Consider the following 22,005-nt stretch of genomic DNA (forward strand, 5'->3'; position numbering starts at 1 on the left):
ATGATGACGGCTCCTTGACGCTAGGACCAGGCTCGGGTGACGAGCATCGGCCAGGCAGGTACACATCAGTGACCCACTGTTGCCCGGCCGCGCGACAGTTACCGTCCCTCGCGCTCGAACCGTTCGATCCGGCGCGCCAGCCGATCGCGATAGCGCTGTGGACTGTGTCGCTCACGGCTCGCCCGCAGCATCGATTCGGGATCCAGCCTGGCCACCAACTGCTCGGCGAACTCCGGAAACTGCCGTTCGAAGACGTTGGCAACCTTTTGCTTACTTCGGCGAGCGTCATCGAGGGTGGTCAGCTCCATGCTGGCGTTGCGCTCGTGATTGCAGCCCCAGTGAGTCATGCGCACGTTGTCCCGGGTGTCTGTGCCGTGGTCTGAGAGTGGCTGGATGTGGTCGATGCTCGGCGCTCGCGGGTCAGGATATCGCCATATCGGGTCGACCGGGGTCTCGCACAGCCCGCAGATCCAGTCGTCACGCTCGCCGATCTCCTCGACGGTGTATCGATTGCCCTGCTGGTTCTCGGTACTCCGCTGCTGAATGAGCGGTCCGGCGTCGAGGTTGTACAACTCGCAGAGTTCGAGCAGGCGCGGTAGGGAGATCAGCCGGGTTCCGTATTCCCACGTGGCCAGGGTGTTCGTGGCGGGCGTGCCCACCAGCTTGGCGACGACGTCCGCGCGTTTCCACCGTCGGAGTTCGCGCGCATGTCGCAGCTTGGCGCCAACCCGCTCAGTCAGTTGATTAGGGAGTGGCGCGTTGTGGTCCGTCATCCGTCATCTCCCACGGCTCGCAGCGATGGTCGCCCGCGTCGGGCCTTGGCGGCTTCCAACAGCGTGCGAGCCTGGTGGTCGCTCGTCAGCTCGAGCTGGCGGCGGACCGTGCCGCGGCCCACCTGGCGACCGTCGCGTTCGCCAGCCACCAGCATGTCCACCACTTGGGCCACCAAGCGCTCGTCGCCACCTGGTGACTTCGGCGCCTGGCGCCTGGCGGGCGCGTTGCGCCGGGCGGAGGCCAGCTCGTTGTTGTGCGCCTGGTGGCTGGCGGCGGGTTCGGTGGCTTGCTCGCCAGGCTGGCGAGTGCCGGGCGCGATGGTGTCCGCCAGGTCCTGGTGGGCGCCAAGTCCAGGCTGCTGGTTGTCGCCACCCTGGTGGGTGGTGACCTGGTGGGTGACGACTTCCTCCTGATCGGTGGCGGCTGGTGTCGCCTGGTGGTCGGTGATCAGCAGCGCCACCAGGTGCACCACCGCGCCCAGCACGATGGGCGGCACGGCCGCCAGGGCCACCACCAGCCACCACGCTGGCTGCCCTCCGAAGATCTGCAGCCAATGGTCGAGGGCGTTGCCAGCCACTGACAGCGCCAGGGTGCCGATCGCCAGGGTCCTGGCGAACCGCCGCGCGGCTTGTGGCGAGCTGGGGGCGAGCCACACCCAGCTGGCGACCGCGGCCGCGGCGTCGATTGCCACGGGCACCAGCCAGGCGAGCGCGACCGACACCCCGCAGGCGACCGCCAGGTGCTGCAGGCTGGCGAACGACAGCGCCGCGGCGGATACCGCCACCAGCCCCATGCTCAGCCAGATCACGGGCGGGGTGGCCGGGTTGGTTCGCGTCGCCATGGGGGCATCCAACCCGCCAGGCGAGTGGCGCCCGCCACCTGGCGGCTTTCGGCGCCGTCGGCCGGCGGCTGGCGGGTTGGTGGGTGGTGGTTCGGACACCAGGTTCCTCTCGGATTCGGGTTGGATCCGGGCGGGCCGGTGCGCTTCCCTGGGAACGCGCCGGGCCCCGCCCGGTGGACTGCTCGCCAGCCGTCTGCAGCGGCTGGTGTAGATCAATGGTGGTCGGCGGCCACGCCATCGTCCGTCGAGTAGTTCGCTGAAAGTGCGCCCTGGCGTAGCTGGCCGGCGCGTGCGTAGAGATCACGCAGCCGTTCGCTGAGGTCGTCTCGCGTGCCTCCGTCGGCGGGCTCCGCGCTGTCGGTGCGCTCACCAGGGTGGTGGTGGCCCATGAGCTTCATCGGTACGGCTCCTCTCCAGTCAGTGGGGAAGGGTGATCCCCCCGTTCGTCTCGAGCGTCGGGGAGCGACACCAGGCATGGAGCTGGTCTCGTCCGCCCGAGTCGAACGGGGGGATCGATGGGACGGCGCAGGCAGTAGCTATCGCGTCTACGCATGCGAATCCTGGCTGCTCCTTCACTGCCTCACGGGTGATTTCCCCAAAAACCGCGCGAGGCTCATGTTTGACGCCATCCCAAGACTTGGCTGTCACATCAGAGCGATGCACCTGGTGCAGCGCTGTCGTCGCGCGCGACGGGTGCGCACTCGGCGCATGTTCCCCGTTTCTCTCGTTCCCCAGGAGCGAAGTTCACGGGGGAGACGCGGGCGCCGCACGCGGCTCGCCATGCGCGCACGCCGACTTGCCACTCGGAGTGTTTGGGCACCCAGTGGACGGGGGTGCTCGTGTCCCTGGTGGGGATCTCCGCCATCCAGCTCATAGCTGCTGCTCCACGGTTGGCCGCTGCTCGTCCGGGCGGAAGGTCGTGGTGGATCCGCGGACCTCGACCACGACCGAGCCCTCGATCAGACGTCCCTCCAGCTTCGCGGCGCGGTGGCACAGCTGCCCTCCAACGTTGAGGAGGTCCCGCCCGAGAGCTTTAAGCGCGGACGCGGGCAGCTGTCCATCGACCATGTTGTGCAGCATGTCGATCGTGATCTTCCCGATCGACCCGTTGAGTCTCGCCAGCTGCTGCAACAGGAGCTGGTCCTCCTCCATCATCGCGAGTCCTTCCCCGGCCGGGCAGGGCGTCGCGCGAGGGAGATAAGCGCGCTCACCCCTGCCCGGCCTGATGTCCGGCCGCGACGCCTCGGGGATACCGCTGTCGGGCGCGAGGACTGCGGCGACGTCGCGGCCGGTGGTTCGTGGCGATGGAGCAGCTGTTCAAGGAATCCCGGCGTGCGGAGCTGGCTGCAGTCGACAGGTCGACCGAAGCTCCAGCAGATGCGGCACTGCCGCGCCGGGCCCGTGATCATCGCCGCTGGTTCGACGTCGCCGCCGCACAGCGCGATGAAGCACCCGCTCTTGAGGCCCTTCGTGTAGTTCTCGTCGACCACGAGGTGGTTCGTGCGGTCAACGGCTGTCAGTTCCAGGCACCGGTGGCGTTGACCACTGCTCGAAGGGCGCTGACTGCGCCTGTCTGTCCCCGGTGCGGACTCGATGCGCGCTCTCGTCATCGGAGCCTCCCGCTCGTCGAAAGCTACCTTTGCCGGTTCCCCTCAGGAATTGCCGGTTTTGCCAACGTAGCACCAACCTGGCAAATTGGAAGACCCTAGCTCCAATCGATGTGATCGGATGGGTGGACAGTGGCTATGCTTCGGTACATGTCTGGCAACCTGGCAAAAGCGCGGCAGATTGGAGCTGAGCTCAGGAAGCTCCGCGTTGAGGCTGGCTTCACCGGTACCGACGTCGCGGAGGCCCTCGGCGTACAGCCCTCAACCATCACCCGATGGGAGAAGGGCGAACGCAAACAGCAGCCCGAGGACGTCAAGCGCTACTTGCTGTTCGTGAAGGCACCAGAGCACATGGTTGCCGAACTCGTCGAGCTGGCCGAGGCTGACGACACGTCACCCTGGCTCGCCGTCGGGCTGCCAGGGCAGCGGCGCCAGCTCGACGCCTTGCTGAAGGTCGAAGCTACCGCGACGTCCATCACCGCAGTCTCCCCATTGCTCGTGCCAGGACTCCTGCAGACCGGCGAGTACGCCCGAGCGATCATGCGGAAGGGGAAGGTGCCCGAACGCGAGTTGCATACCCGAGTCGCCGTGCGGATTGGACGACGCGACGCGATCACCCGATCGAAGCCAGCCCACCTCACCGCCCTGATCGGCGAGATGGTGCTGACGCAGAACATCGGCGGCCGCGAGGTGATGCTCGGTCAGCTCCGTAGCCTGCTCGATGCGGCGAAGATGCCCAACGTCGACTTGCGCATCGTTCCCAACCACACCGGCTGGCATCCGGGCCTGGAAGGTCCCTTCGTCCTGGTCCAACCTGAAGCCGGAGACCCAGTTGTTCACGCGGAGAACCGGCGCAGCGCGCTGTTCTTCCACGAGTCCGAGGACGTCGCTGCCTATACCGAGGCAGTGGAGGCCGTCCTCGAAGTAGCGATGCGCCCCGCCGAGTCCGCGGGGCGCATCGAGGAGATCATCGACGGATTGGAGTCGACGAAGTGACCGTACAACGTTTACCGACCAACTGGCGTAAGTCCAGGGCCAGCAGCACCAACACCGATTGCGTCGAGGTCGCGAACAACCACGCGGTAGCGCTCGTGCGCGACACCAAGAGCCGAAACAGCGGCATGCTCACAGTGCCGGCGGCCGGCTGGAACGCCTTCCTCGACAACGTGCGCCTTCGCGAGCAGTAAGCGCGGGCCAACCAAACGCAGCGGCCCCCCACTCGTACGAGTAGGGGGCCGCCGTTGCGCTCTAGGGCTTACGACTTCGTCCAGTCGCAGCCCTGCACCTCACCATCGTGCGCCGTGAGGACCATCGGCCCGGCGCTGAGGCTGTTGTCGATGATGTCCTGGCTGTCGGCATTGAGCCGAGCCCAGTAGCAGGGGATGCCGTCGCTCGCGCCCTGCGTCTTGTACTTGCCGGCCTCGATGTCGGTGCCGACCTCGTACACGCCGTCACTGAACTCGGTCAGCGGGCCGGTCTGTACGGGCTCGGGCGGAGCCACGGTGACGGTCTCCGGGGGAGCGGTGACGGTCTCGGTGACCGGCGAGGGCGCGGCTTCCGACGACGGGGACGCGGTACGAGGGCTCGAGCTTGTTGCCGCACCCGCACCAGTCCCGACGACGAAGGCGGCGGCGACGGCGAGGATCCACGGCCACTTCCGGGTCTTCGCTGCCTGGGACGTCTCGGCCACCGCTGGTGGGTGGAATGGGTTCGGGTTGGGCTGGTGGTACGGGTTCGGGTTGGGGTCGGTCACGAGAGTCGTCCTTTCGGGACGTGATGGATTCGGGGTGGATGGAGTTGCTGGGTGTCAGCGTCGGGTGCCGCGGTCGTCTCCAAACAGCGCGACGATGGTGCAGATGAGGGCTACGGCCAGGGCGAGAAGGATGACGCCGTGCCCGAGGCCGCGGCTCACCGCCGCCGCAGCTTTCGCGGCCGGCTGGAGGTGACCTCGGTGAGCCGATCGCGCAGCCTTCGGATCGCGGCGTCGGCCTGGCGGACGAGCTCGTACTCGTCGACCGGAGGCCGGTCTGGCGCCTCCGGCAGCCTTCCGGGTCGGCCGGTCATCGCCGCCCGACCCGGGAGTACTGCACGGTGCGAACGTGGGCGATGGTCACGAGCGCAACCAGGTACGCCCCGAGCAGGAGCAAGATCGCAATCGTCGCGCCTTCGGACGCGCTGATGCCGAGGTCTCGCGGCGACAGCGTGCTTGCGAGGTGCACCACGCCGACCGCGAGCGCGGTGAGCGGGAACATGAGTAGCCACGTCCATCGCCAGCTCGTGAGCGTGGTGTGGCGTGGGACGGCGTGGGACGGGACGTGGGACGACCTGCCCTTACTCGGCGCTCCTTCGGACTCCTTCAGGTTGGGCCGAATTCGTGGCCTGACCTGCCGAAACGCTCCTTGGGACTCCTTCGGACTCCTTCGGGCTCCTTGGTGGAAAACCCCAGGTCGGCCGGGCGCATCCACCCCCCGACGGCGCATGCGCCCGGCCGTCGATCCGTTCGGGTGAATTGATGATCGTAGCGCGGGTGACCAGCATCGGATAACCCCAAGTACGGAAAACGTTACGAGAAGTTACGGCCGGTCAGCGTCGGCGGGCGCCGCCCAGCACGAGCCGGACCACGCCGAGCAGCACGACCGAGCCGAGCACGGCGACCCCGAAACTGGCGAGGTCGAATTCGAATGTCTTCTCGTTCCCGGTGATCAGCTGGTAGATCAACCCGCCGAGGGTCGCGCCGACGACGCCGACCAGCACGCTGACGAGGCAGCCCTGCTTGCGCCGGTCGCGACCACCGATCACGAGGTTCGCGGCCCAACCGGCCAATGCGCCGAAGACGATCCAGGAGAAGAAGCCCATCTCCCCACGCTACTGCGATCAGCCGAGCAGCAGCACTTCCGCCTCGGTGCCCGCGGCCGCCTCTGTGACATCTTCTGGCAGCACGATCAGGCAGTTCGCCTGTGTGAACGCGGCCAGCAGGTGCGAACCGGGCCCGCCCCTCGGGCCGACGACGCCGGTGACCTGTGCGGCGGGACCGGACTCGGCGTTGCCGGGTGGGGTGTAGTACCCCCGCCGGTACTGGCGCTTGCCCGAGGGCGAGGTGAGGGTCTCGGTGAGCCGGGCGGCGACCTTCGTGCGCTGCACCTGCTCGTGGCCGAGTACGGCGCGCAACGCTGGACGCAGGAAGACCTCGAAGGAGACGAGAACGGCGACCGGGTTTCCCGGCAGGGTCACCACCGGGACCCCGTTCCAGCGGCCACAGCCCTGCGGTCCGCCCGGCTGCATCCCGACCTTCGCGAACTCCACGCCGACCCCGGTGAGCGCGTCCTTGACCACCTCGTACGCGCCCGCGCTGACCCCGCCGGAGGTGACGACGAGATCGGTGGTCGCCAGCCTCGGTTCGATCGCGCCCCGGAACGTCTCGACGTCGTCGGCGACACTGCGCACGGTTTCCACCTCGCAGCCGAGGCCCCGCAGCGCGGCCGTGAGCATCACGCTGTTCGACTCGTAGATCTGCCCGTGCCGCAGTGGTTCGGGCGGTAGCACCAGTTCCGATCCGGTGGAGACCACGAGCACCCGCGGCGCGGCGTGGACGGTGAGCCGGTCGAGACCGACCGCCGCGGCAAGGCCGAGGTGCGCGGCCCCCAGAAGGGTTCCCCCCGCCAGTGCGAGGCTGCCGCTCGCGACGTCCTCGCCTGTCCGGCGCACGTGTGCGCCGGGGTCGGCTCCGGCGAGCACACGCACGACCGGTTCCGTGCCCGGATCGCTGCCCGGCCAGCCACTGCCCTCGGTGCGTTCGACCGGGACCACGCTGTCCGCGCCGGAGGGCATGGCGGCACCGGTCATGATCCGATGCGCGGTACCGGGCAGCAGCGCGGGGACGTCCGTGCGACCGGCGGGAATGTCCGCCACCACGGGGAGTTCGACGGGTTCGTCCGAGCTCGCGCCGACGACGTCGACCGAGCGCACGGCGAAACCGTCCATCGCCGAATTGTCGAACGGTGGCAGCGACACACCGGCATGGACGTCGGCGACGAGCACCTTTCCGGCGCAGTCGGCCAATGGCAGTTCCACACCTGGGGGACGCGACAGCAGTGCTGTCACCTTCGCGAGATGGTCTTCGACGGAGATCACGCCGACCATCCTCCCCCGGGGCCTCCGGCATGCAAGACTCTCCCCGCGTTCGTGCTCGCCGGGCGTCTGTGGGGAGAGGAAAGAGCCGATGCAGGTACAGGTCCGTCACCAACCGTCGTTCGCCGTGGCCAGACTGCTGCTCGCGCCGGGAGAGCCCGCGCAGGTCGAGGCGGGGGCGATGCTTGCGACCAGTTACGGGGTGCACGTCCAGTCGAGTTCACAGGGCGGCGTGATGAAGGGGCTCGGCAGGGCGTTCCTCTCCGGCGAATCGTTCTTCATCTCCACCTACACGGCGCCGCAGAACGGCGGTTGGGTGGACGTGGCGCCGAACCTGCCCGGCGACATCCAGTTGATCAACATGGATGGCCGGACCGGCTGGTGTGTCACCAAGGGATCCTGGCTGGCGTCCGCACACGGCGTGCACACCGAGACCCGCTGGGGTGGCTTCGGCAAGTTGTTCGGCGGGGAGGGCGGATTCCTCACCCACGCCACGGGACAGGGGCCGCTCGTGGTCGCCTGTTACGGCGCGCTGGAGACGGTGAACCTGCAGCAGGGGGAGATGATCACCATCGACTCCGGGCATGTCGTGGCCTATGCCGACACGGTCCAGTCGCAGACCCGCAAGGTGGCTTCGGGCATGATCCAGTCGATGAAGAGCGGCGAGGGGCTCGTGTTCGACTTCGCGGGGCCGGGGCAGGTGCTGACCCAGACCCGGAACCCGAGCGCGCTGTCGAGCTGGATCGTCGCGCAGGTACCCAGCCGCTGAGGCGGGCGTCGCGGCGGCTGGGAACGGGCGGGGAGAGGGAGCATGGAGGTCCAGACCAGGCACACGCCGGCGTTTGGCGTGGCCCGTGTCGTGCTGGCTGCGGGTGAGGCCGTGCAGGCCGACGCCGAGGCGAAGGTCGCGAGCAGCTTCGGGATGGGTGAGTCGCGGCAAGCTCGTGGTGCACGTGGGCGCGGGCCGACGATCTTCACCGCGCCCGGGGACGGCGGCTGGGTCGATCTGGCGCCGCGCCATCCTGGCGATGTCTACGCGCTGGGCTTCGACGGGCGGACCGGGTGGTCGATCGCCAGGAACGTCGTACTCGCGCGCCCGCCGACGATCCGGCCCGACGAATCGTGGCCGCCACTGCAGTCCTTGTTCGGCTCGGACTCGGGCTTCCTCGAGCACTACAGCGGGCACGGCCAGCTGGTGCTGGCCGCGGCGGGCCCGGTGGACGCACTCACGCTGGACCGGGGCGAGGTCATCACGGTGACCCCCGGCTTCCTGCTCGCCTATCCGGACTCGCTGCAGTGCCGCCTGCGCGCGGTCGACCCGGCGGGTCCGCAGTCGGTGCGCACGGGCGAGGGGCTCGAACTCGACTTCGCCGGCCCCGGCACCGTGCTGCTCCAGGCCCGCCGGCATTCCTGAGCCCCCGACACGGCTCGCACTTTCCCGGGAAAGTGCGAGCGCGGGGTGATGCGCGACCACTTGCGGGTCGACTGAATTCCGAACGAATTGCCCATTGCCCGACGCCGTTATTCCGGTAGCGTGATCGAAGCTTCACGCGACGGCGGGGTGCAGCTGCCGTCGTTTTTCGGCTGTATCCAAGGAGGACACCGTGGCTGTTGGCACGGTCAAGTGGTTCAACTCGGAAAAGGGCTACGGATTCATCGAGTCCCCGGAAGGCCCCGATGTGTTCGTACATTACTCGGCCATTCAGGCCGACGGATTCCGCACTCTCGATGAGGGCGATCGTGTGGAGTTCGAGGTGCAGGCGGGCCGGGACGGCCGGAGTCAAGCCGCGGGCGTCCGCAAGGTCTCCTGAAGCATCCTCCCGGTTCGCGGGCAGCGTCCTCCTGGCTAACGGAGACGCTCCGCGTCATCGGCCCCACGGCGCGTTAGGCTGCGCGGCGTGACAGGCGATGTGTCGGGGGACCTCACCGGTCGCCGGTTGGGCAATTACCGCATTGACGGTGTGCTCGGCAAGGGCGGCATGAGCGTGATGTACAAGGCCACCGACGTGCGGCTGGGTCGCAAGGTGGCGCTCAAGGTCATCGGGGAGCACCTCGGTGCCGATGCCGAGTTCCGTGAGCGGTTCGTCGACGAGGCGCGCAACACCTCGGCCATCGATCACGCGAACATCGTGCCGCTGTACGACTTCGGCGAGCTCGACGGCATGCTCTACATCGCCATGCGGCTCGTCGACGGGTCCGACCTCGCGAGCCTGATCAGCGCGGGACCGATGGCTCCCGAACGCGCGGTGAGCCTCCTGGAACAGGTGGCCGACGCGCTGGACACGCTGCACGGCAGGGGGCTGGTGCATCTCGACGTCAAGCCGGCCAACGTGCTGGTCACCAGCAGGGAGTCCGCACGGGAACACGTCTATGTCGCCGATTTCGGGCTGACCAGGCGCGGGGCCACCGGCCATCGCACCCGTGGCGGGGACTTCCTCGGATCGCCCACCTATGCGGCCCCCGAACATCTGCGAGGTGAGCCCCTCGACGGGCGCACCGATCAGTACGCGCTGGCCTGCGTGCTCTTTGCCTGCCTGACCGGCAAGCCGCCCTACCAGGGTGATGTACCTGCCGTGATCAAGGGGCACCTCGGGGGCGAGCCTCCTTCGGCGGCGAGGGCGGCCGCGCTGCCCGCGTCCATCGACGAGGTGATCCGGCGGGGCATGGCCAGGACTCCGGACGATCGCTACGGCAGTTGCGGGGAGCTGATCTCCGCGGCCGGGGCCGCCCTCGCGCGCAACCCCGCGCCGGTGGGCACCGCGGCCCGAACGGGAGAGGGGACGCCGGTGCAGCCGTACGGGCAACACGGTCAGGGAAACCAGCACGGGCAGGGAAACCAGCACGGACAGGGCAGGCCGAACGGACAGCAGCCGTACGGCGCTCCGCCGCCCGGTTACGGACAGCAGAGCCCGCAGGGGCAGCCGCAGCAGCAGGGTCCGCATCCCGGATACGCCCAAGGCGGACAGCAGGGGCTCGGCACTCCGCCGCAGGGTTTCGCTCCCGGCTACGGTCAGCCACAGGGGCCGGGGCCCTACCAGCAGGTGCCGATGGCGCAGCAACAGCCGCCGCATGGGTACGGGCCGCCGCAGGGTGACCCGATGCGGATGCGGCCGCAGGCCGCGGCCGGTAGTTCGCCCTTCACGCAGCCCGAGAGCGGTGGCAAGAAGTGGATGATCTGGGTGGGCGTCGCCGCGTTGGTGGTGGCGGGCGTTGTCCTCACATTGGTGCTCCTGCTCGGCGGTGACGACGAGCAGGGCAGCGGTGACACACCCGTGCCCGAGCCGGACGCCACCGCTCCGCCGATCCCCGTCGGTCCCGGCGACTCCTCGCCGAGCCAGGGCAACGCCCCTGCCGAGCGCGGCAGTCCGCCGCCCACATCCATCCCCGTGGTGCCGGGTAACTGACCCCGCTGCTTGCACTCTCACCCGGAGAGTGCTAAAACCGAGATTGGCACTCGACGCCGTCGAGTGCTAGGCGGGTGGTCGCCGACCGCTCGCCTGAAGGTCGGGACGGTGAGGCAGTGTTCTGGCGGGAATCTCCGCGGGAACTCAGTCGTCCGTCGCGGGCACCGAGCCTGGCCGAGGACGTGTCCTGCTACAGCGGGCAGCCGGAACACGGCTGTTCCGCTGGTAGCGCCCAATATCGGAGGACCACACCGCAATGGCCAAACTGATCGCGTTCGACGAGGACGCCCGCCGCGGTCTTGAGCGCGGCCTCAACACCCTCGCCGAAGCCGTCAAGGTGACGCTCGGCCCCCGTGGCCGCAACGTCGTGCTCGAGAAGAAGTGGGGCGCGCCGACAATCACCAATGACGGTGTCTCCATCGCCAAGGAGATCGAGCTCGAGGACCCGTGGGAGAAGATCGGGGCAGAGCTCGTCAAGGAAGTTGCCAAGAAGACCGACGACGTCGCGGGTGACGGCACCACCACCGCCACCGTGCTCGCCCAGGCTCTCGTCCGTGAGGGACTGCGCAACGTCGCCGCCGGTGCCGACCCCATCGCCCTCAAGCGTGGGATCGAGCAGGCCGTCGAGGCCGTCACCGAGCAGCTGCACAAGGCCGCCGTGCAGATCGAGACCAAGGAGCAGATCGCTGCTACCGCCTCGATCTCCGCTGCTGACCGCACCATCGGTGAGCTCATCGCCGAGGCGCTGGACAAGGTCGGCAAGGAAGGCGTCGTCACTGTTGAGGAGAGCAACACCTTCGGCCTCGAGCTCGAGCTCACCGAGGGTATGCGCTTCGACAAGGGCTACATCTCCGGTTACTTCGTGACCGACCCGGAGCGTCAGGAAGCCGAGCTGGAGGACCCCTACGTCCTGCTCTTCGGTTCCAAGATCTCCAACGTCAAGGACGTCCTGCCGCTGCTGGAGAAGGTCATCCAGTCCGGCAAGCCGCTGCTGATCATCGCCGAGGACGTCGAGGGCGAAGCCCTGGCCACCCTCGTCGTGAACAAGATCCGCGGCACGTTCAAGTCCGTCGCCGTCAAGGCGCCGGGCTTCGGCGACCGCCGCAAGGCCATCCTGCAGGACATCGCGATCCTGACCGGTGGCCAGGTGATCACCGAGGACGTCGGTCTCAAGCTGGAGAACGCCGACCTCTCGCTGCTTGGTAAGGCCCGCAAGGCCGTCATCACCAAGGACGAGACCACCATCGTCGAGGGTTCGGGCGACGCCGACCAGATTCAGGGTCGGGTCAACCAGATCCGCGCGGAGATCGAGAACTCGGACTCCGACTACGACCGGGAGAAGCTCCAGGAGCGCCTGGCGAAGCTGGCCGGCGGCGTTGCCGTCATCAAGGCCGGCGCCGCCACCGAGGTGGAGCTCAAGGAGCGCAAGCACCGCATCGAGGACGCGGTGCGTAACGCCAAGGCCGCCGTCGAGGAGGGCATCGTCGCCGGTGGTGGCGTGGCTCTGCTGCAGGCTGCCGAGGCTGCCTTCGCCGGCCTCAAGCTCGAGGGCGACGAGGCCACCGGTGCCAACATCGTGAAGGTTGCGGTCGAGGCTCCGCTCAAGCAGATCGCGGTGAACTCCGGCCTCGAAGGCGGAGTCGTGGTGGAGAAGGTCAAGGGTCTGCCCCAGGGGCACGGCCTGAACGCCGCCACCGGCGAGTACGAGGACCTGCTCGCGGCCGGCGTGCCGGACCCGACCAAGGTCACTCGCTCCGCGCTGCAGAACGCCGCGTCCATCGCTGCGCTGTTCCTCACCACGGAGGCGGTCATCGCCGACAAGCCGGAGAAGGCTGGTGCCGCTCCGGCCGGTGACCCGACCGGCGGCATGGGCGGCATGGACTTCTGATCGGTTTTCCACCGATCTCGAGTTCAGTCGAGTAGCCACACAGGGGCCCGGTTCCGCTTCGGCGGGACCGGGCCCCTGTGCGTGTGCGGCTGATTTACCCGGATGGACCTTTCGCACCGGTAACTAACCACTTTACGTTCGATGGACTGGTGGGAATCTGGGCGGGAGGCAGACGATGTCGCTTCGGTGGAAGAGATCGGGCTTCGCCACGGTGGTCGCGGCGATACTGACAGCAGCGACGCTGACCGGCGGTGCCGGAGCGGCCGCGCAACCGCAGGAGCCGGACGTGGTCTCGCTGCTGCGGGTCGCGGCGACGACGGACGCCGAGGTGAACCGCCTGGTCGCCACCGGCCTGGACATCAGCGAGCATCGGGGCGCCGACTCGGTGGACGTCTTCGCGCACGGCAGCGAAGACGTCGAACAGTTGCGCAGCGCGGGCTTCGACTACGACGTGGTGATCGCGGACCTGGTGGCGCACACCAAGGCGGTGCTCGCCGAGGACGAGGCGCGGGCCAGTACGACGGCTGCGTCGCCGCTGCCGACCGGGCGCAACACCTACCGCACCTACGCCGACTTCGGCACCGAGATGGACGCGCTGGTGGCACAGCGGCCCGACCTGGTCCGGCCCATCGATCTGCCGCACAAGTCGTTGCTGGGCAAGACGATCTCCGGGGTCGAGATCGCCCACGATGTCGCGGTACCGGATGGCAGACCGACATTCCTGCTCGTGGGCACCCACCACGCCCGCGAATGGCCGACAGCCGAGATCGCGATGGAGTTCGCCACCGATCTCGTGCATAACGACGGCAAGGACTCCCGCATCACCGGTCTGCTCGACCGGGCGCGGATCATCGTCGTGCCTGTCATCAACGCCGACGGCTACGACATCTCCAGGAGCTACATCAACGAGTACAAGCGTAAGAACTGCCGGGTCGCCGACGGTGCGGTGCCCACTCCCGCGCAATGCGCGGACGAGGACAACTCCCGGCTCGGGGTGGACCTCAACCGCAATTACGGCGGGAACTGGGGCGGCCGTGGTGCGAGCACCAACCCGGCCAGCGGCACGTACCGGGGAGCGGCCCCGTTCTCCGAGCCGGAGGTACGCAACGTCGTCGAGCTGGTGACGTCTCGTCAGGTCACGTCGCTACAGAGCCTGCACAACTACGGCGCGCTCGTACTCCGGCCGCCGCAGCAGTCCACCACGCCGCTGACCGTGGACGAGGAGACCTACGCGGCGATCGGTGACCGGCTCGGGGACGCGACCGGATACCGCAGCATTCCGTCCTACCAGCTCTACGACACCAGTGGCAGCACCGGAGAGTGGTCGTACTTCACCACCGGCGGCTTCGGTTTCGAGTTCGAGCTCGGCGGCGACAACTTCCACATCCCTTACCAGCAGGGCGTGATCGACCAGTACTTCGGCACCGGCTCGGCGGAGGGCGCCGACGGCGGCGTGCGGGAGGGGCTGCTGCGCCAGTTCGAGATCGCGGCCGACGACGATTACCACGCGGTGATCACCGGTACCGCACCGAAGAAGGCGCTGCTGACACTGGAGAAGACGTTCACCCAGTACACCGCGCCCGTGCGGCAGCCCGACGGCTCGACCGGGCCGCGACTGCCAGTGCCCACCACTCTGACCTCCTCGCTCCCGGCATCCGGTGACTTCGCCTGGGACGTCAACCCCTCCGTCCGTCCTGACAGGACCGGGCACGCGATCGAGGAAAGCTGGACCTTGCGCTGCGCCAAGCCCAACGGCAAGGTGCTGCAGGAGATCCAGGTGTCGGTGGCACGCGGTGAGACCGAGGCCGTGGACCTTTCACAGTGTGCGCGAAAGGTGAAGCAATGAGGTGGAAGGCGGCGGCGATCACCCTGGCGGTGCTCGCCGTACTCGGAATCGGCACCGCGAGCGCGAACTACGTCTCGGGCTCCGGCTCGTCGGCCGAGCTCCGGCCGGGGCACAGCGGGCTCGACGCGATTCTGCAGCGGGGCGAGGTGCGGGTGTGCAGTACCGGTGACTACCGGCCGTTCACCTACCGCGACCCGGCCACCGGCGAGTGGAGCGGTATCGACATCGACCTGGCGCGAGACCTGGCCGACCGCCTCGGCGTGCGGCTGACCATCGTGCCGACGACCTGGGGAAACCTGCTCGAGGATCTGGGCCGTCGTTGCGACCTCTCGGTCGGCGGGATCTCGGTGACACTGGATCGCGCCCGGCAGGCCTTCTACAGCGAGCCCTACCTGCGTGACGGCAAGACACCGATCACTCGTTGCGAGAACGCCGAGCGGTTCCAGACCCTTGACCAGATCGATCGGCCAGGGGTCCGGGTGATCGTCAATCCGGGCGGCACGAACGAGCGGTTCGCCGAGGACAACCTGAGCCAGGCCACGATCGTCCGGCACCCGGACAACAACACGATCTTCACGGAGATCATCGCCGGGAACGCGGACCTCATGATCACCGACGCCACCGAGACGCGGTGGCAGTCGGAGCAGCACCCCGAGTTGTGCGCTGTGCATCCGGACGAGCCGTTCACGTTCTCCGAGAAGGCATACCTGATACCGCGAGGTGACGTCGTACTACAGGAGTGGATCGACCAGTGGCTGCATCTCGTACGTAACGACGGTACCTACGACCGAATCGCGAAACCCTGGCTCGGCTGAAGTTCGTGCTCAGTCCTCGTCCTGTGGCATCAGGATCCAGGAGGCCGCATAGATCAGCACCGGCGTACCGAGGCCGAGGATCGTGGTCGCGACGAGCAGGATCCGCAGAATCGCGGCGTCGACGCCGAGCAGTCTGGCCCAGCCGCCACAGACTCCGGCGATCATCTTGTCGGACGAACTCCGGCGCAGCTTCTTGACAGGCTGGTCGGTCTGCGTGGCGTACGTGGTGTCGTTGGTCATGACCCCAGGTTGCCCTGTGCGGAGCCCGGACACATCGGGGAAGGACCCGGAGCGCACCCGGAACCATCGACCCTGAGTCACCCCGGGTGTGCTTGAGTGTCAAGGATGAGCGACGAGTTCCAGGAGCATCGGCAACACCTCTGGGCGGTGGCCTACCGGATCACCGGCACGGTCGGCGACGCCGACGACGCGGTCCAGGAAGCCTGGTTGCGCTGGCAGGGAGCCGACCGTGGTGCGGTCGTGGATTCGCGCGCCTTCCTCACCACCGTTGTGAGCCGGATCTGCTACGACACACTGACCTCTGCCCGTGCGCGCCGGGAGTCCTATGTGGGCCAGTGGTTGCCGGAGCCGCTGCTGGCCCGTGATCCCGGGCCGGAGGCTCGGATCACCATGGACGAATCGGTGAGTGTGGCCATGCTCGCCGTGCTGGAACGACTGAGCCCCGCCGAGCGGATCGCCCTTGTGCTGCACGATGTCTTCGCCGTCCCGTTCGACGAGATCGCCGGCATAGTCGGGAGTAACGCCGCCGCGGTGCGACAGGCCGCCTCCCGGGCACGCAGGCAGGTGCAGGCACACGGGCCGAGGCGGTCGGTGGACCTGTCCGCCCATCGGAAGGCCGTGGCCGCGTTCCTCGCCGCCGTGGAGAACGGGGATCTGCCGGGGCTGGTGGCGGTGCTGGATCCCGAGGTCGTCTGGCGTGCCGATGGCGGCGGTGTGGTCAACGCGGCCAGGGTGCCCGTGCTCGGCAGGGACAAGGTCAGCAGGCTGCTGACCGGACTGGTCGAGAAGTTCTACGCCGGAACCGGGTTGTACGCACGATCTGAACTGGTCAACACGGAGCCGGGGCTGGTGATCCTCGAGCCGTCAGGGGCGGTGAACGCCGTGCTCGCGTTCTCCGTCGCCGAGGGGCTGATCACCGAGGTGGACGTACTGCTCAATCCCGACAAGCTCAGCCATCTCTCGGCGTGATCCAGCTCATGCTCACATTCCGGACGGCTGTGTCGTCTCCACTGAAAGAGCGGACGGCTACTCGCGGTCGCATACGAGGGAGGCAGTTATGGCACACATCGTCGTTCTGGGGGCCGGATACGCCGGGCTGACCACTGCGCTGCGGCTCGGCCCTGGCCACAGAGTCACGATCGTGGACTCGGAAGCGCATTTCACCGAGCGCATCCGGCTGCACGAGTTCGTCGCAGGCAGGCCCAGCGTGTCGATCCCGCTGGGTGAGCTGACGCGGGGGCGGGAGATCAGCACGGTGCGCGACACGGTGATCGCAGTCGAGCCCGAAGACCGCATCGTGCGTACCCGAAGCGGCAGGGAGATCGGCTACGACACGCTCGTCTACGCGCTCGGCAGCCGGACCGACACCACGGTCCGGGGGGTGACCGAGTACGCGTACACAGTGGAACAAGCGCGTGAACTGCGTGAGCGCCTGCGCGGGGAAACCGGATCGGTCGCGGTCGTCGGGGGCGGGCTGACCGGAATCGAGATGGCGGCCGAGCTGGCTGAGGCGTATCCAGGCCGTCGTGTCGAGTTGGTCAGCGCAGATGAGCCAGGCGCCCGGCTTTCGGTCAAAGGCAAGGCCTACGTGGGCGCGGTACTGGAGCGCCTTGGGGTGACCCTGCGTTCCGGGGTACGTGTGTCGCATGTGGAGGCTGGTGTACTGCGGACCGATATGGGCGACATCCGCGCTGACGTGATCGTCTGGACCGCGTCCTTCGTCGTACCGGCGCTCGCGGGCGACGCGGGGCTGGACGTCGACGACCGGGGGCGGATCCGAGTCGACGACACGCTACGGTCGGTATCCCACCCAGAGGTCTACGCGGTAGGCGACGCCGCGGTCGTGCGAGTTCCCGGGACAGGCGAACTGCGCATGTCCTGCGCTTCGGGTATGCCGGCCGCCGCGCACGCGGCCGATGTGATCAGCGCACGGGCGGCGAGCCGGGAGGCCGAACCGCTGAGGTTCAGGTACTTCGTCCAGTGCGTCAGCCTCGGCAGGAGGAACGGACTGATCCAGACCGTGCGGGCCGACGATTCCCCGAAGGATTGGATCCTGCGGGGCTGGGCGGGAGCGTGGGTGAAGGAGCAGGTCTGCCGCTCGACGGTGGTCTCGTTGCGCATGCTTCGCCGCACCCGAAGTGCGTACTGGTGGCCGAAGGGCAAGCGCGGGGCAGCCGCCCGGCAGGCCGTCGAACACGGCTAACGATTCCGCTCCGCGTCCGTCAGGAGAGCGGCGACGCGATGAAGCCGGGAGAGCCACCGATCCCGCGTTTCCCTGTCGGCGGCGACATAGCTGAACAATTCCGGTTCGGGAGCGTGTGGCACCGCCGTCAGTTCACCGTCCACAGGCGACAAAGAGTTACCGGTGACATCCGCGGACAGCAAGGAGATCGTGCCAAGGCCGCAGGCGAAGTCCAGCTTCGGGAGGGCCGCGGCGAGCGCGAGCTCCGCGGCCAGCCCGACACTGCTCTCCACCGCGGAGGACACCACGCACGGCAATCCGCAGGACTCCGCGACCCGCAGCGCACGCCGCACCCCACCAAGCGGGGCGACCTTGAGCACGGCCACGTCGGCGGCGCCGGACACCGCCACCTTCAGCGGGTCCTCCGCCCTGCGGATCGACTCGTCCGCAGCGATCCGGACGTGCGTCCTCCGGCGCACGGCGGCGAGTTCGTCGATGGAAGGGCAGGGTTGTTCGACGTACTCGAGACCGGCAGCCGCGCGATCGAGGTCATTGATCGCGGACACGGCCGCGTCGACGTCCCACGCGCCGTTCGCGTCCACCCGGATCGCGCCGCCCGCACCGAGCGCGTCGCGAACCGCGGCGACCCGCTCGCAGTCCTCGGCATGGGTGGAGCGGCTGTCCGCGACCTTGATCTTGGCGGTCCGGCAGCCCGATCGCACCGCGAGATCGTGGGCCTGCTGCGGGCTGACCACGGGGATGGTGGTGTTGACCTGCACCCGGTCGCGGACGGGCGAGGGCCAGCCCTGATCCGCGGCTTCCAACGCCGAACGGAGCCAGGGGACGCACTCGTCATCGGAGTAGTCGTCGAACGGGCAGAACTCTCCCCAGCCCGCCTGTCCACGCAACAGCACGCCTTCGCGCACGGTGATTCCACGGAAGCGGTTTCGGAGGCCGATGGCGTACACCCGGGCGGTGGCGAAGTCCATCACCCGATCATGCCAGTGCGGCCGTGGCCGGTTTGCTGAACAGGCACACGGGTAGTCGATCGGCACATCCACAGACAGGGAGGAGTGACGAAACGTGTCGGACACACTCAGTGGACGCCGGGTGGCCTTCGTCGCGGCGCCGGAAGGTACCGAACAGGTGGAACTGACCGAGCCGTGGAAGGCCGTGCAGGAAGCGGGTGGCCAGCCCGAACTGGTGTCCATCAAGCCGGGAACCATCCAGGGGTTCAACCACCTGGACAAGGGTGACACCTTTCCCGTGGACAAGGTGGTGACCGAGGTCTCCTCGGACGATTACGACGCGTTGGTGCTGCCGGGTGGCGTGGCCAACCCGGACCTGCTGCGCACGGACCAGAACGTGGTGCGTTTCGTCGGTGAGTTCTTCGCGAAGGGCAAGCCCGTCGCGGCGATCTGTCACGCTCCGTGGACGCTGATCGAGGCCGACGTGGTCCGGGGACGTCGGATGACGTCGTGGCCGAGCCTGCAGACCGACCTGCGAAACGCGGGTGCGGAATGGGTGGACGAGGAGGTTGTCGTCGACTCGGGCTTCGTCACCAGCCGCAAGCCCGGCGACCTTCCTGCCTTCTGCGACAAAATGGTCGAGGAGATCGGCGAGGGTGTGCACCGCGCCCAGTCGCGCAGTAGTGCCTGACCACGTCACCGGGCGCCGGGGCCTGCCTGGCGCTGAAACCGTTTCGGGTCACTTCCGGACGAGTACCTGATCCAGGGACTTCCGGCGCAGGTCGGGTACCTCGCAGTCCGCTGCGGGGTACCCGACGGGGATCACCGCGAACGCCTTTTCGTTGCGGGGCCGCTGAAGTAGCTCGCTGAGGAACTTCATCGGCGACGGGGTGTGTGTGAGCGCGGCGAGGCCGGCCAGGTGCAGCGCGGTGAGCAGCATGCCGACGGCGATACCGACGGACTCGTCGACGTAGTAGTGCTTGCGCACGCTCCCGTCTTCCAGCAGGGTGAACCGCTGCTGAAAGACGACGATCAGGAAGGGAGCGTCGGTGAGGTGGGGCTTGACGCCGTCGGTGCCCAGCGGCCGCAGCGCGTCCAGCCACTGCTCGCCGAGTCTGCCGTCGTAGGAGATCCGCTCCTCCCGTTCGGCCTCCTCGCGGATTCTCCTGCGTAACTCGGCATCCTCCACCAGTACGAACGTCCACGGTTGCTGGTGCGCACCACTCGGAGCGGTGGAGGCGACGGCGATCGCATCGAGCACGACCTGCTCGGGTACTGGATCTGTGGAGAACATCCGCACGGTCCGCCTGGTGTTCATCCGTTCGCGAAGCTCGGCGGACGTGCGCAGTGAAGTCTCGGCGGGCAACCGTTGCGGCCGGTACGGGACGCCGCGGTACTCGTGGCCGTGTACGGAACTCCATCGGCCCAGCTGATCCGGAGTGGCGGTCGTGGGGCCGGCATCGCGATCGGCATTGGTCACGGCGGCAGTATGGCAACTCCCGCGCCTGAGCAGAAGGGTCGTTAGCCGGATACCGTACTCATTTGTCCGTTTCCCGAACGGGACTGACACCGAGGCGTTCGGCGAGGGCGATCGCGTCGGTCGGCGCGTGCACCTTGGCGTCGTTGTCGAAGTAGACGAAGACGTCCCGGTGTCCGCGAGGTGGCGACGTCCCCACCGTGTGTTCGGTTCGAGGGCTGCCGCCCTTGGCCCACTCGCGGATCCGGCCTGCCCAGCTGTCGAGCGCCTCGGTGCTGTAGCCGCTGGTGTACAGCTCCTCGTCGCCGTGCAGTCGCACGTACACCAGGTCGGAGGTCACGTCCTCCAGATAAGGCCAGGTGCCTGCTGAGTCGGCGACCACGAGCGCGATGTCGTGTGCGCGTAGCAGATCCACCAGCTCGCCGGTCGCGAAACTCCGGTGGCGGACCTCGAGTGCGTGCCGCAGTGGCCGTTCCTGTCCGGGCTCGGTCCAAGCCGCACCCTTGAGCCTGTCGTCGTGCCGTTCGGCGAGTGCCGCCGCTTCAGGTGTGCTGCGGGGCAGTAGCCGGAAGAACGTCGTCAGCCGATCGATGTCGAACGGCAGCCGAGCAGGTAGTTGCCAGAGCAGCGGGCCCAGTTTGTGCCCGAGCGCGAGCGGCCCGGAGGCGAAGAAGTTGGCCAGCGGCGTTTCCACGTCTCGCAGTTGCTTCAGGTGCGTGATGAACCGGCCGCCCTTGACCGCGAACACGAAGTCGTCCGGTGTCTGCTCGAACCACGTCCGATACCGCTCGGGCCGTTGCAGTGAGTAGAAGGAGCCGTTGATCTCGACCGTGTTCAGCCGGTGCGACAGGTACTCCAGTTCCCGGCGCTGCGGCAGGCCCTTCGGATAGAAGACACCCCGCCACGGCGGGTACAACCACCCGGAGGTGCCGATCCGGATCTGGGCCATCATCTCCTCGCTCCCCGCGTCGGCGAGCGGTTTACCCGGTCGAGGCAGGATCGAATCCGAGCCGGCGGCGAACCGTTGCTAGTCGCCGGAATCGTCGAACAGCTGTCGCAGGACGGCCCCGGGGTCGTTGAGGAACCTTCGGGTCAGGGCCACCGGGAGGGCGTGGTCGTAGTGGACCTGCTCGATCGCTCCGTCGTCATCGATCTGCAGGATCCGCGCGCCGGGTACGGCGAGCAGTATCGGCGAGTGCGTCGCGATGACGAACTGACTGCCCTGGGACACCAGGTCCGAAATGCGGGTGATCAGGGCAAGGCAGCCACGTACCGACAGTGCCGACTCGGGTTCGTCGAGCACGTAGAGCCCGTCCGGTCCGAACCGGTGGATCACCAAGTCCAAAAAGGACTCGCCGTGGGAGCGCTCGTGCGGCGAGATACCGCCGTAAGCGGGTAGTAGCGGGTACGAGCTCTGCTTGTCGAGGTACTCGATCTCGGTGGCGACGTTGTAGTACGACTCTGCCCGAAGGAAGTAGCCGGTACGCGGCTTGCGGATGCCCCAGCGCAGCACCAGGTAATCACCCAGGCTGGACTCGGTGGCCCGGGTGGCGAACCGGAAGGACTGCGATCCGCCCTCCGCGTTGAAACCGGCGGCAACCGCGAGCCCTTCGACCAGGGTGGATTTGCCGGTGCCGTTCTCGCCGACCAGGAACGTCACAGCTGGATCGAGCGGCAGGCGCTCCACGCCGACCAGATGCCGCACCACGGGCAGGGTGAAGGGATACCGGCCGGTGACCGACCGCGCGCTCAGTCGCACGTCCCGGATGAAGCCACCGCCGGCTCCGCCGCGGGAGCGGGTGCTCCTACTCATCGCGGACCCGGCAAACGTGCCA

26 protein-coding genes are annotated in these 22,005 nt (G+C 68.0%); 12 read left to right on the forward strand and 14 right to left on the reverse strand.

All coding sequences use genetic code 11. The annotated features are described in order from the left end of the window. Positions 1 to 98: 98 nt before the first annotated feature. The 4 genes from D0C15_RS21880 to D0C15_RS21895 form a co-directional block, all read right to left on the reverse strand. Positions 99 to 773 (reverse strand): HNH endonuclease, encoded by a 675-nt coding sequence (locus D0C15_RS21880; protein ID WP_116048635.1) that lies wholly within the window; start codon positions 771 to 773, stop codon positions 99 to 101. Next, the gene (locus D0C15_RS21885; RefSeq protein WP_116048637.1) at positions 770 to 1,615 is read right to left on the reverse strand and encodes a DUF2637 domain-containing protein; all 846 of its coding nucleotides are present in this window, start codon (positions 1,613 to 1,615) and stop codon (positions 770 to 772) included. The genes D0C15_RS21880 and D0C15_RS21885 overlap by 4 nt, the downstream gene beginning before the upstream one ends. 212 nt (positions 1,616 to 1,827) lie before the next feature. Continuing rightward, a complete protein-coding gene (locus tag D0C15_RS21890; RefSeq protein ID WP_116048639.1) occupies positions 1,828 to 2,013 on the reverse strand; it encodes a hypothetical protein in 186 nt (61 codons plus the stop codon). A 472-nt stretch (positions 2,014 to 2,485) separates the two neighbouring features. After that, positions 2,486 to 2,770: a hypothetical protein gene (locus D0C15_RS21895; RefSeq protein ID WP_116048641.1), complete on the reverse strand. Its 285-nt coding sequence runs from the start codon at positions 2,768 to 2,770 to the stop codon at positions 2,486 to 2,488. A gap of 602 nt (positions 2,771 to 3,372) precedes the next feature. On the opposite strand from D0C15_RS21895, the gene D0C15_RS21900 reads away from it, so the two are divergent. Then, positions 3,373 to 4,218 (forward strand): helix-turn-helix domain-containing protein, encoded by an 846-nt coding sequence (locus tag D0C15_RS21900; protein WP_116048783.1) that lies wholly within the window; start codon positions 3,373 to 3,375, stop codon positions 4,216 to 4,218. Then, on the forward strand, positions 4,215 to 4,409 hold the full coding sequence (locus D0C15_RS21905) for a DUF397 domain-containing protein (RefSeq protein WP_116048643.1): 195 nt from the start codon (positions 4,215 to 4,217) through the stop codon (positions 4,407 to 4,409). Before D0C15_RS21900 ends, D0C15_RS21905 begins: the two co-directional genes overlap by 4 nt. A 68-nt stretch (positions 4,410 to 4,477) precedes the next feature. Here the strand turns inward: D0C15_RS21905 and D0C15_RS21910 are convergent, their stop codons facing one another. The 5 genes from D0C15_RS21910 to moeA form a co-directional block, all read right to left on the reverse strand. Next, a complete protein-coding gene (locus tag D0C15_RS21910; protein WP_116048645.1) occupies positions 4,478 to 4,975 on the reverse strand; it encodes an Rv1352/Rv1906c domain-containing protein in 498 nt (165 codons plus the stop codon). Between the two features lie 155 nt (positions 4,976 to 5,130). After that, complete coding sequence (locus tag D0C15_RS34240) at positions 5,131 to 5,286, reverse strand: hypothetical protein (protein ID WP_162830193.1); 156 nt, start codon at positions 5,284 to 5,286, stop codon at positions 5,131 to 5,133. Then, entirely contained in the window at positions 5,283 to 5,474 is a 192-nt protein-coding gene (locus tag D0C15_RS21915; protein ID WP_116048647.1) for a hypothetical protein, read from the reverse strand. Before D0C15_RS21915 ends, D0C15_RS34240 begins: the two co-directional genes overlap by 4 nt. 331 nt (positions 5,475 to 5,805) lie before the next feature. After that, positions 5,806 to 6,078: a GlsB/YeaQ/YmgE family stress response membrane protein gene (locus D0C15_RS21920; protein WP_116048649.1), complete on the reverse strand. Its 273-nt coding sequence runs from the start codon at positions 6,076 to 6,078 to the stop codon at positions 5,806 to 5,808. Between the two features lie 18 nt (positions 6,079 to 6,096). Further along, positions 6,097 to 7,362 (reverse strand): molybdopterin molybdotransferase MoeA, encoded by a 1,266-nt coding sequence (moeA, locus tag D0C15_RS21925; protein ID WP_211323293.1) that lies wholly within the window; start codon positions 7,360 to 7,362, stop codon positions 6,097 to 6,099. Between the two features lie 79 nt (positions 7,363 to 7,441). Between moeA and D0C15_RS21930 the strand changes: the two genes are divergently transcribed. The 7 genes from D0C15_RS21930 (at position 7,442) to D0C15_RS21960 (ending at position 15,303) form a co-directional block, all read left to right on the forward strand. Continuing rightward, positions 7,442 to 8,119, forward strand: coding sequence for a TIGR00266 family protein (locus tag D0C15_RS21930; RefSeq protein ID WP_116048651.1), 678 nt, complete (start codon positions 7,442 to 7,444; stop codon positions 8,117 to 8,119). Between the two features lie 42 nt (positions 8,120 to 8,161). Next, positions 8,162 to 8,764 (forward strand): AIM24 family protein, encoded by a 603-nt coding sequence (locus tag D0C15_RS21935; RefSeq protein ID WP_116048654.1) that lies wholly within the window; start codon positions 8,162 to 8,164, stop codon positions 8,762 to 8,764. A gap of 190 nt (positions 8,765 to 8,954) precedes the next feature. Then, a complete protein-coding gene (locus D0C15_RS21940; protein WP_116048657.1) occupies positions 8,955 to 9,161 on the forward strand; it encodes a cold-shock protein in 207 nt (68 codons plus the stop codon). Between the two features lie 87 nt (positions 9,162 to 9,248). Next, on the forward strand, positions 9,249 to 10,754 hold the full coding sequence (locus tag D0C15_RS21945; RefSeq protein ID WP_116048660.1) for a serine/threonine-protein kinase: 1,506 nt from the start codon (positions 9,249 to 9,251) through the stop codon (positions 10,752 to 10,754). Positions 10,755 to 11,010: 256 nt separating this feature from the next. Then, on the forward strand, positions 11,011 to 12,642 hold the full coding sequence (gene groL / locus D0C15_RS21950; RefSeq protein WP_116048663.1) for a chaperonin GroEL: 1,632 nt from the start codon (positions 11,011 to 11,013) through the stop codon (positions 12,640 to 12,642). Positions 12,643 to 12,817: 175 nt separating this feature from the next. Next, positions 12,818 to 14,488: a M14 family zinc carboxypeptidase gene (locus D0C15_RS21955; protein WP_116048665.1), complete on the forward strand. Its 1,671-nt coding sequence runs from the start codon at positions 12,818 to 12,820 to the stop codon at positions 14,486 to 14,488. Next, positions 14,485 to 15,303, forward strand: coding sequence for a transporter substrate-binding domain-containing protein (locus D0C15_RS21960; RefSeq protein ID WP_116048668.1), 819 nt, complete (start codon positions 14,485 to 14,487; stop codon positions 15,301 to 15,303). Before D0C15_RS21955 ends, D0C15_RS21960 begins: the two co-directional genes overlap by 4 nt. Positions 15,304 to 15,312: 9 nt before the next feature. On the opposite strand, the gene D0C15_RS21965 is transcribed toward D0C15_RS21960, so the two are convergent. Further along, the gene (locus D0C15_RS21965) at positions 15,313 to 15,543 is read right to left on the reverse strand and encodes a PspC domain-containing protein (protein WP_116048671.1); all 231 of its coding nucleotides are present in this window, start codon (positions 15,541 to 15,543) and stop codon (positions 15,313 to 15,315) included. 105 nt (positions 15,544 to 15,648) lie between these two features. On the opposite strand from D0C15_RS21965, the gene sigJ reads away from it, so the two are divergent. Together sigJ and D0C15_RS21975 are read left to right on the forward strand one after the other, a co-directional pair. Then, entirely contained in the window at positions 15,649 to 16,512 is an 864-nt protein-coding gene (gene sigJ / locus D0C15_RS21970) for an RNA polymerase sigma factor SigJ (protein ID WP_211323294.1), read from the forward strand. 88 nt (positions 16,513 to 16,600) lie between these two features. Beyond that, a complete protein-coding gene (locus D0C15_RS21975) occupies positions 16,601 to 17,746 on the forward strand; it encodes an NAD(P)/FAD-dependent oxidoreductase (RefSeq protein WP_116048677.1) in 1,146 nt (381 codons plus the stop codon). Here the strand turns inward: D0C15_RS21975 and D0C15_RS21980 are convergent. Beyond that, the gene (locus tag D0C15_RS21980; RefSeq protein ID WP_116048679.1) at positions 17,743 to 18,714 is read right to left on the reverse strand and encodes an o-succinylbenzoate synthase; all 972 of its coding nucleotides are present in this window, start codon (positions 18,712 to 18,714) and stop codon (positions 17,743 to 17,745) included. The genes D0C15_RS21975 and D0C15_RS21980 overlap by 4 nt on opposite strands. Before the next feature lie 94 nt (positions 18,715 to 18,808). Between D0C15_RS21980 and D0C15_RS21985 the strand changes: the two genes are divergently transcribed. Beyond that, positions 18,809 to 19,384: a type 1 glutamine amidotransferase domain-containing protein gene (locus tag D0C15_RS21985; protein WP_211323295.1), complete on the forward strand. Its 576-nt coding sequence runs from the start codon at positions 18,809 to 18,811 to the stop codon at positions 19,382 to 19,384. Between the two features lie 48 nt (positions 19,385 to 19,432). On the opposite strand, the gene D0C15_RS21990 is transcribed toward D0C15_RS21985, so the two are convergent. From D0C15_RS21990 to D0C15_RS22000, 3 genes are all read right to left on the reverse strand, one after another. Next, positions 19,433 to 20,122 (reverse strand): nitroreductase family protein, encoded by a 690-nt coding sequence (locus D0C15_RS21990; protein ID WP_116048791.1) that lies wholly within the window; start codon positions 20,120 to 20,122, stop codon positions 19,433 to 19,435. A gap of 109 nt (positions 20,123 to 20,231) precedes the next feature. Beyond that, positions 20,232 to 21,122 (reverse strand): DUF72 domain-containing protein, encoded by an 891-nt coding sequence (locus D0C15_RS21995; protein ID WP_116048682.1) that lies wholly within the window; start codon positions 21,120 to 21,122, stop codon positions 20,232 to 20,234. Positions 21,123 to 21,197: 75 nt separating this feature from the next. Next, a complete protein-coding gene (locus tag D0C15_RS22000) occupies positions 21,198 to 21,983 on the reverse strand; it encodes an AAA family ATPase (RefSeq protein ID WP_211323296.1) in 786 nt (261 codons plus the stop codon). Positions 21,984 to 22,005: the final 22 nt, after the last annotated feature.

This window comes from Amycolatopsis palatopharyngis (genome assembly GCF_003385185.1).
GTDB classification, from domain to species: domain Bacteria; phylum Actinomycetota; class Actinomycetes; order Mycobacteriales; family Pseudonocardiaceae; genus Amycolatopsis; species Amycolatopsis palatopharyngis.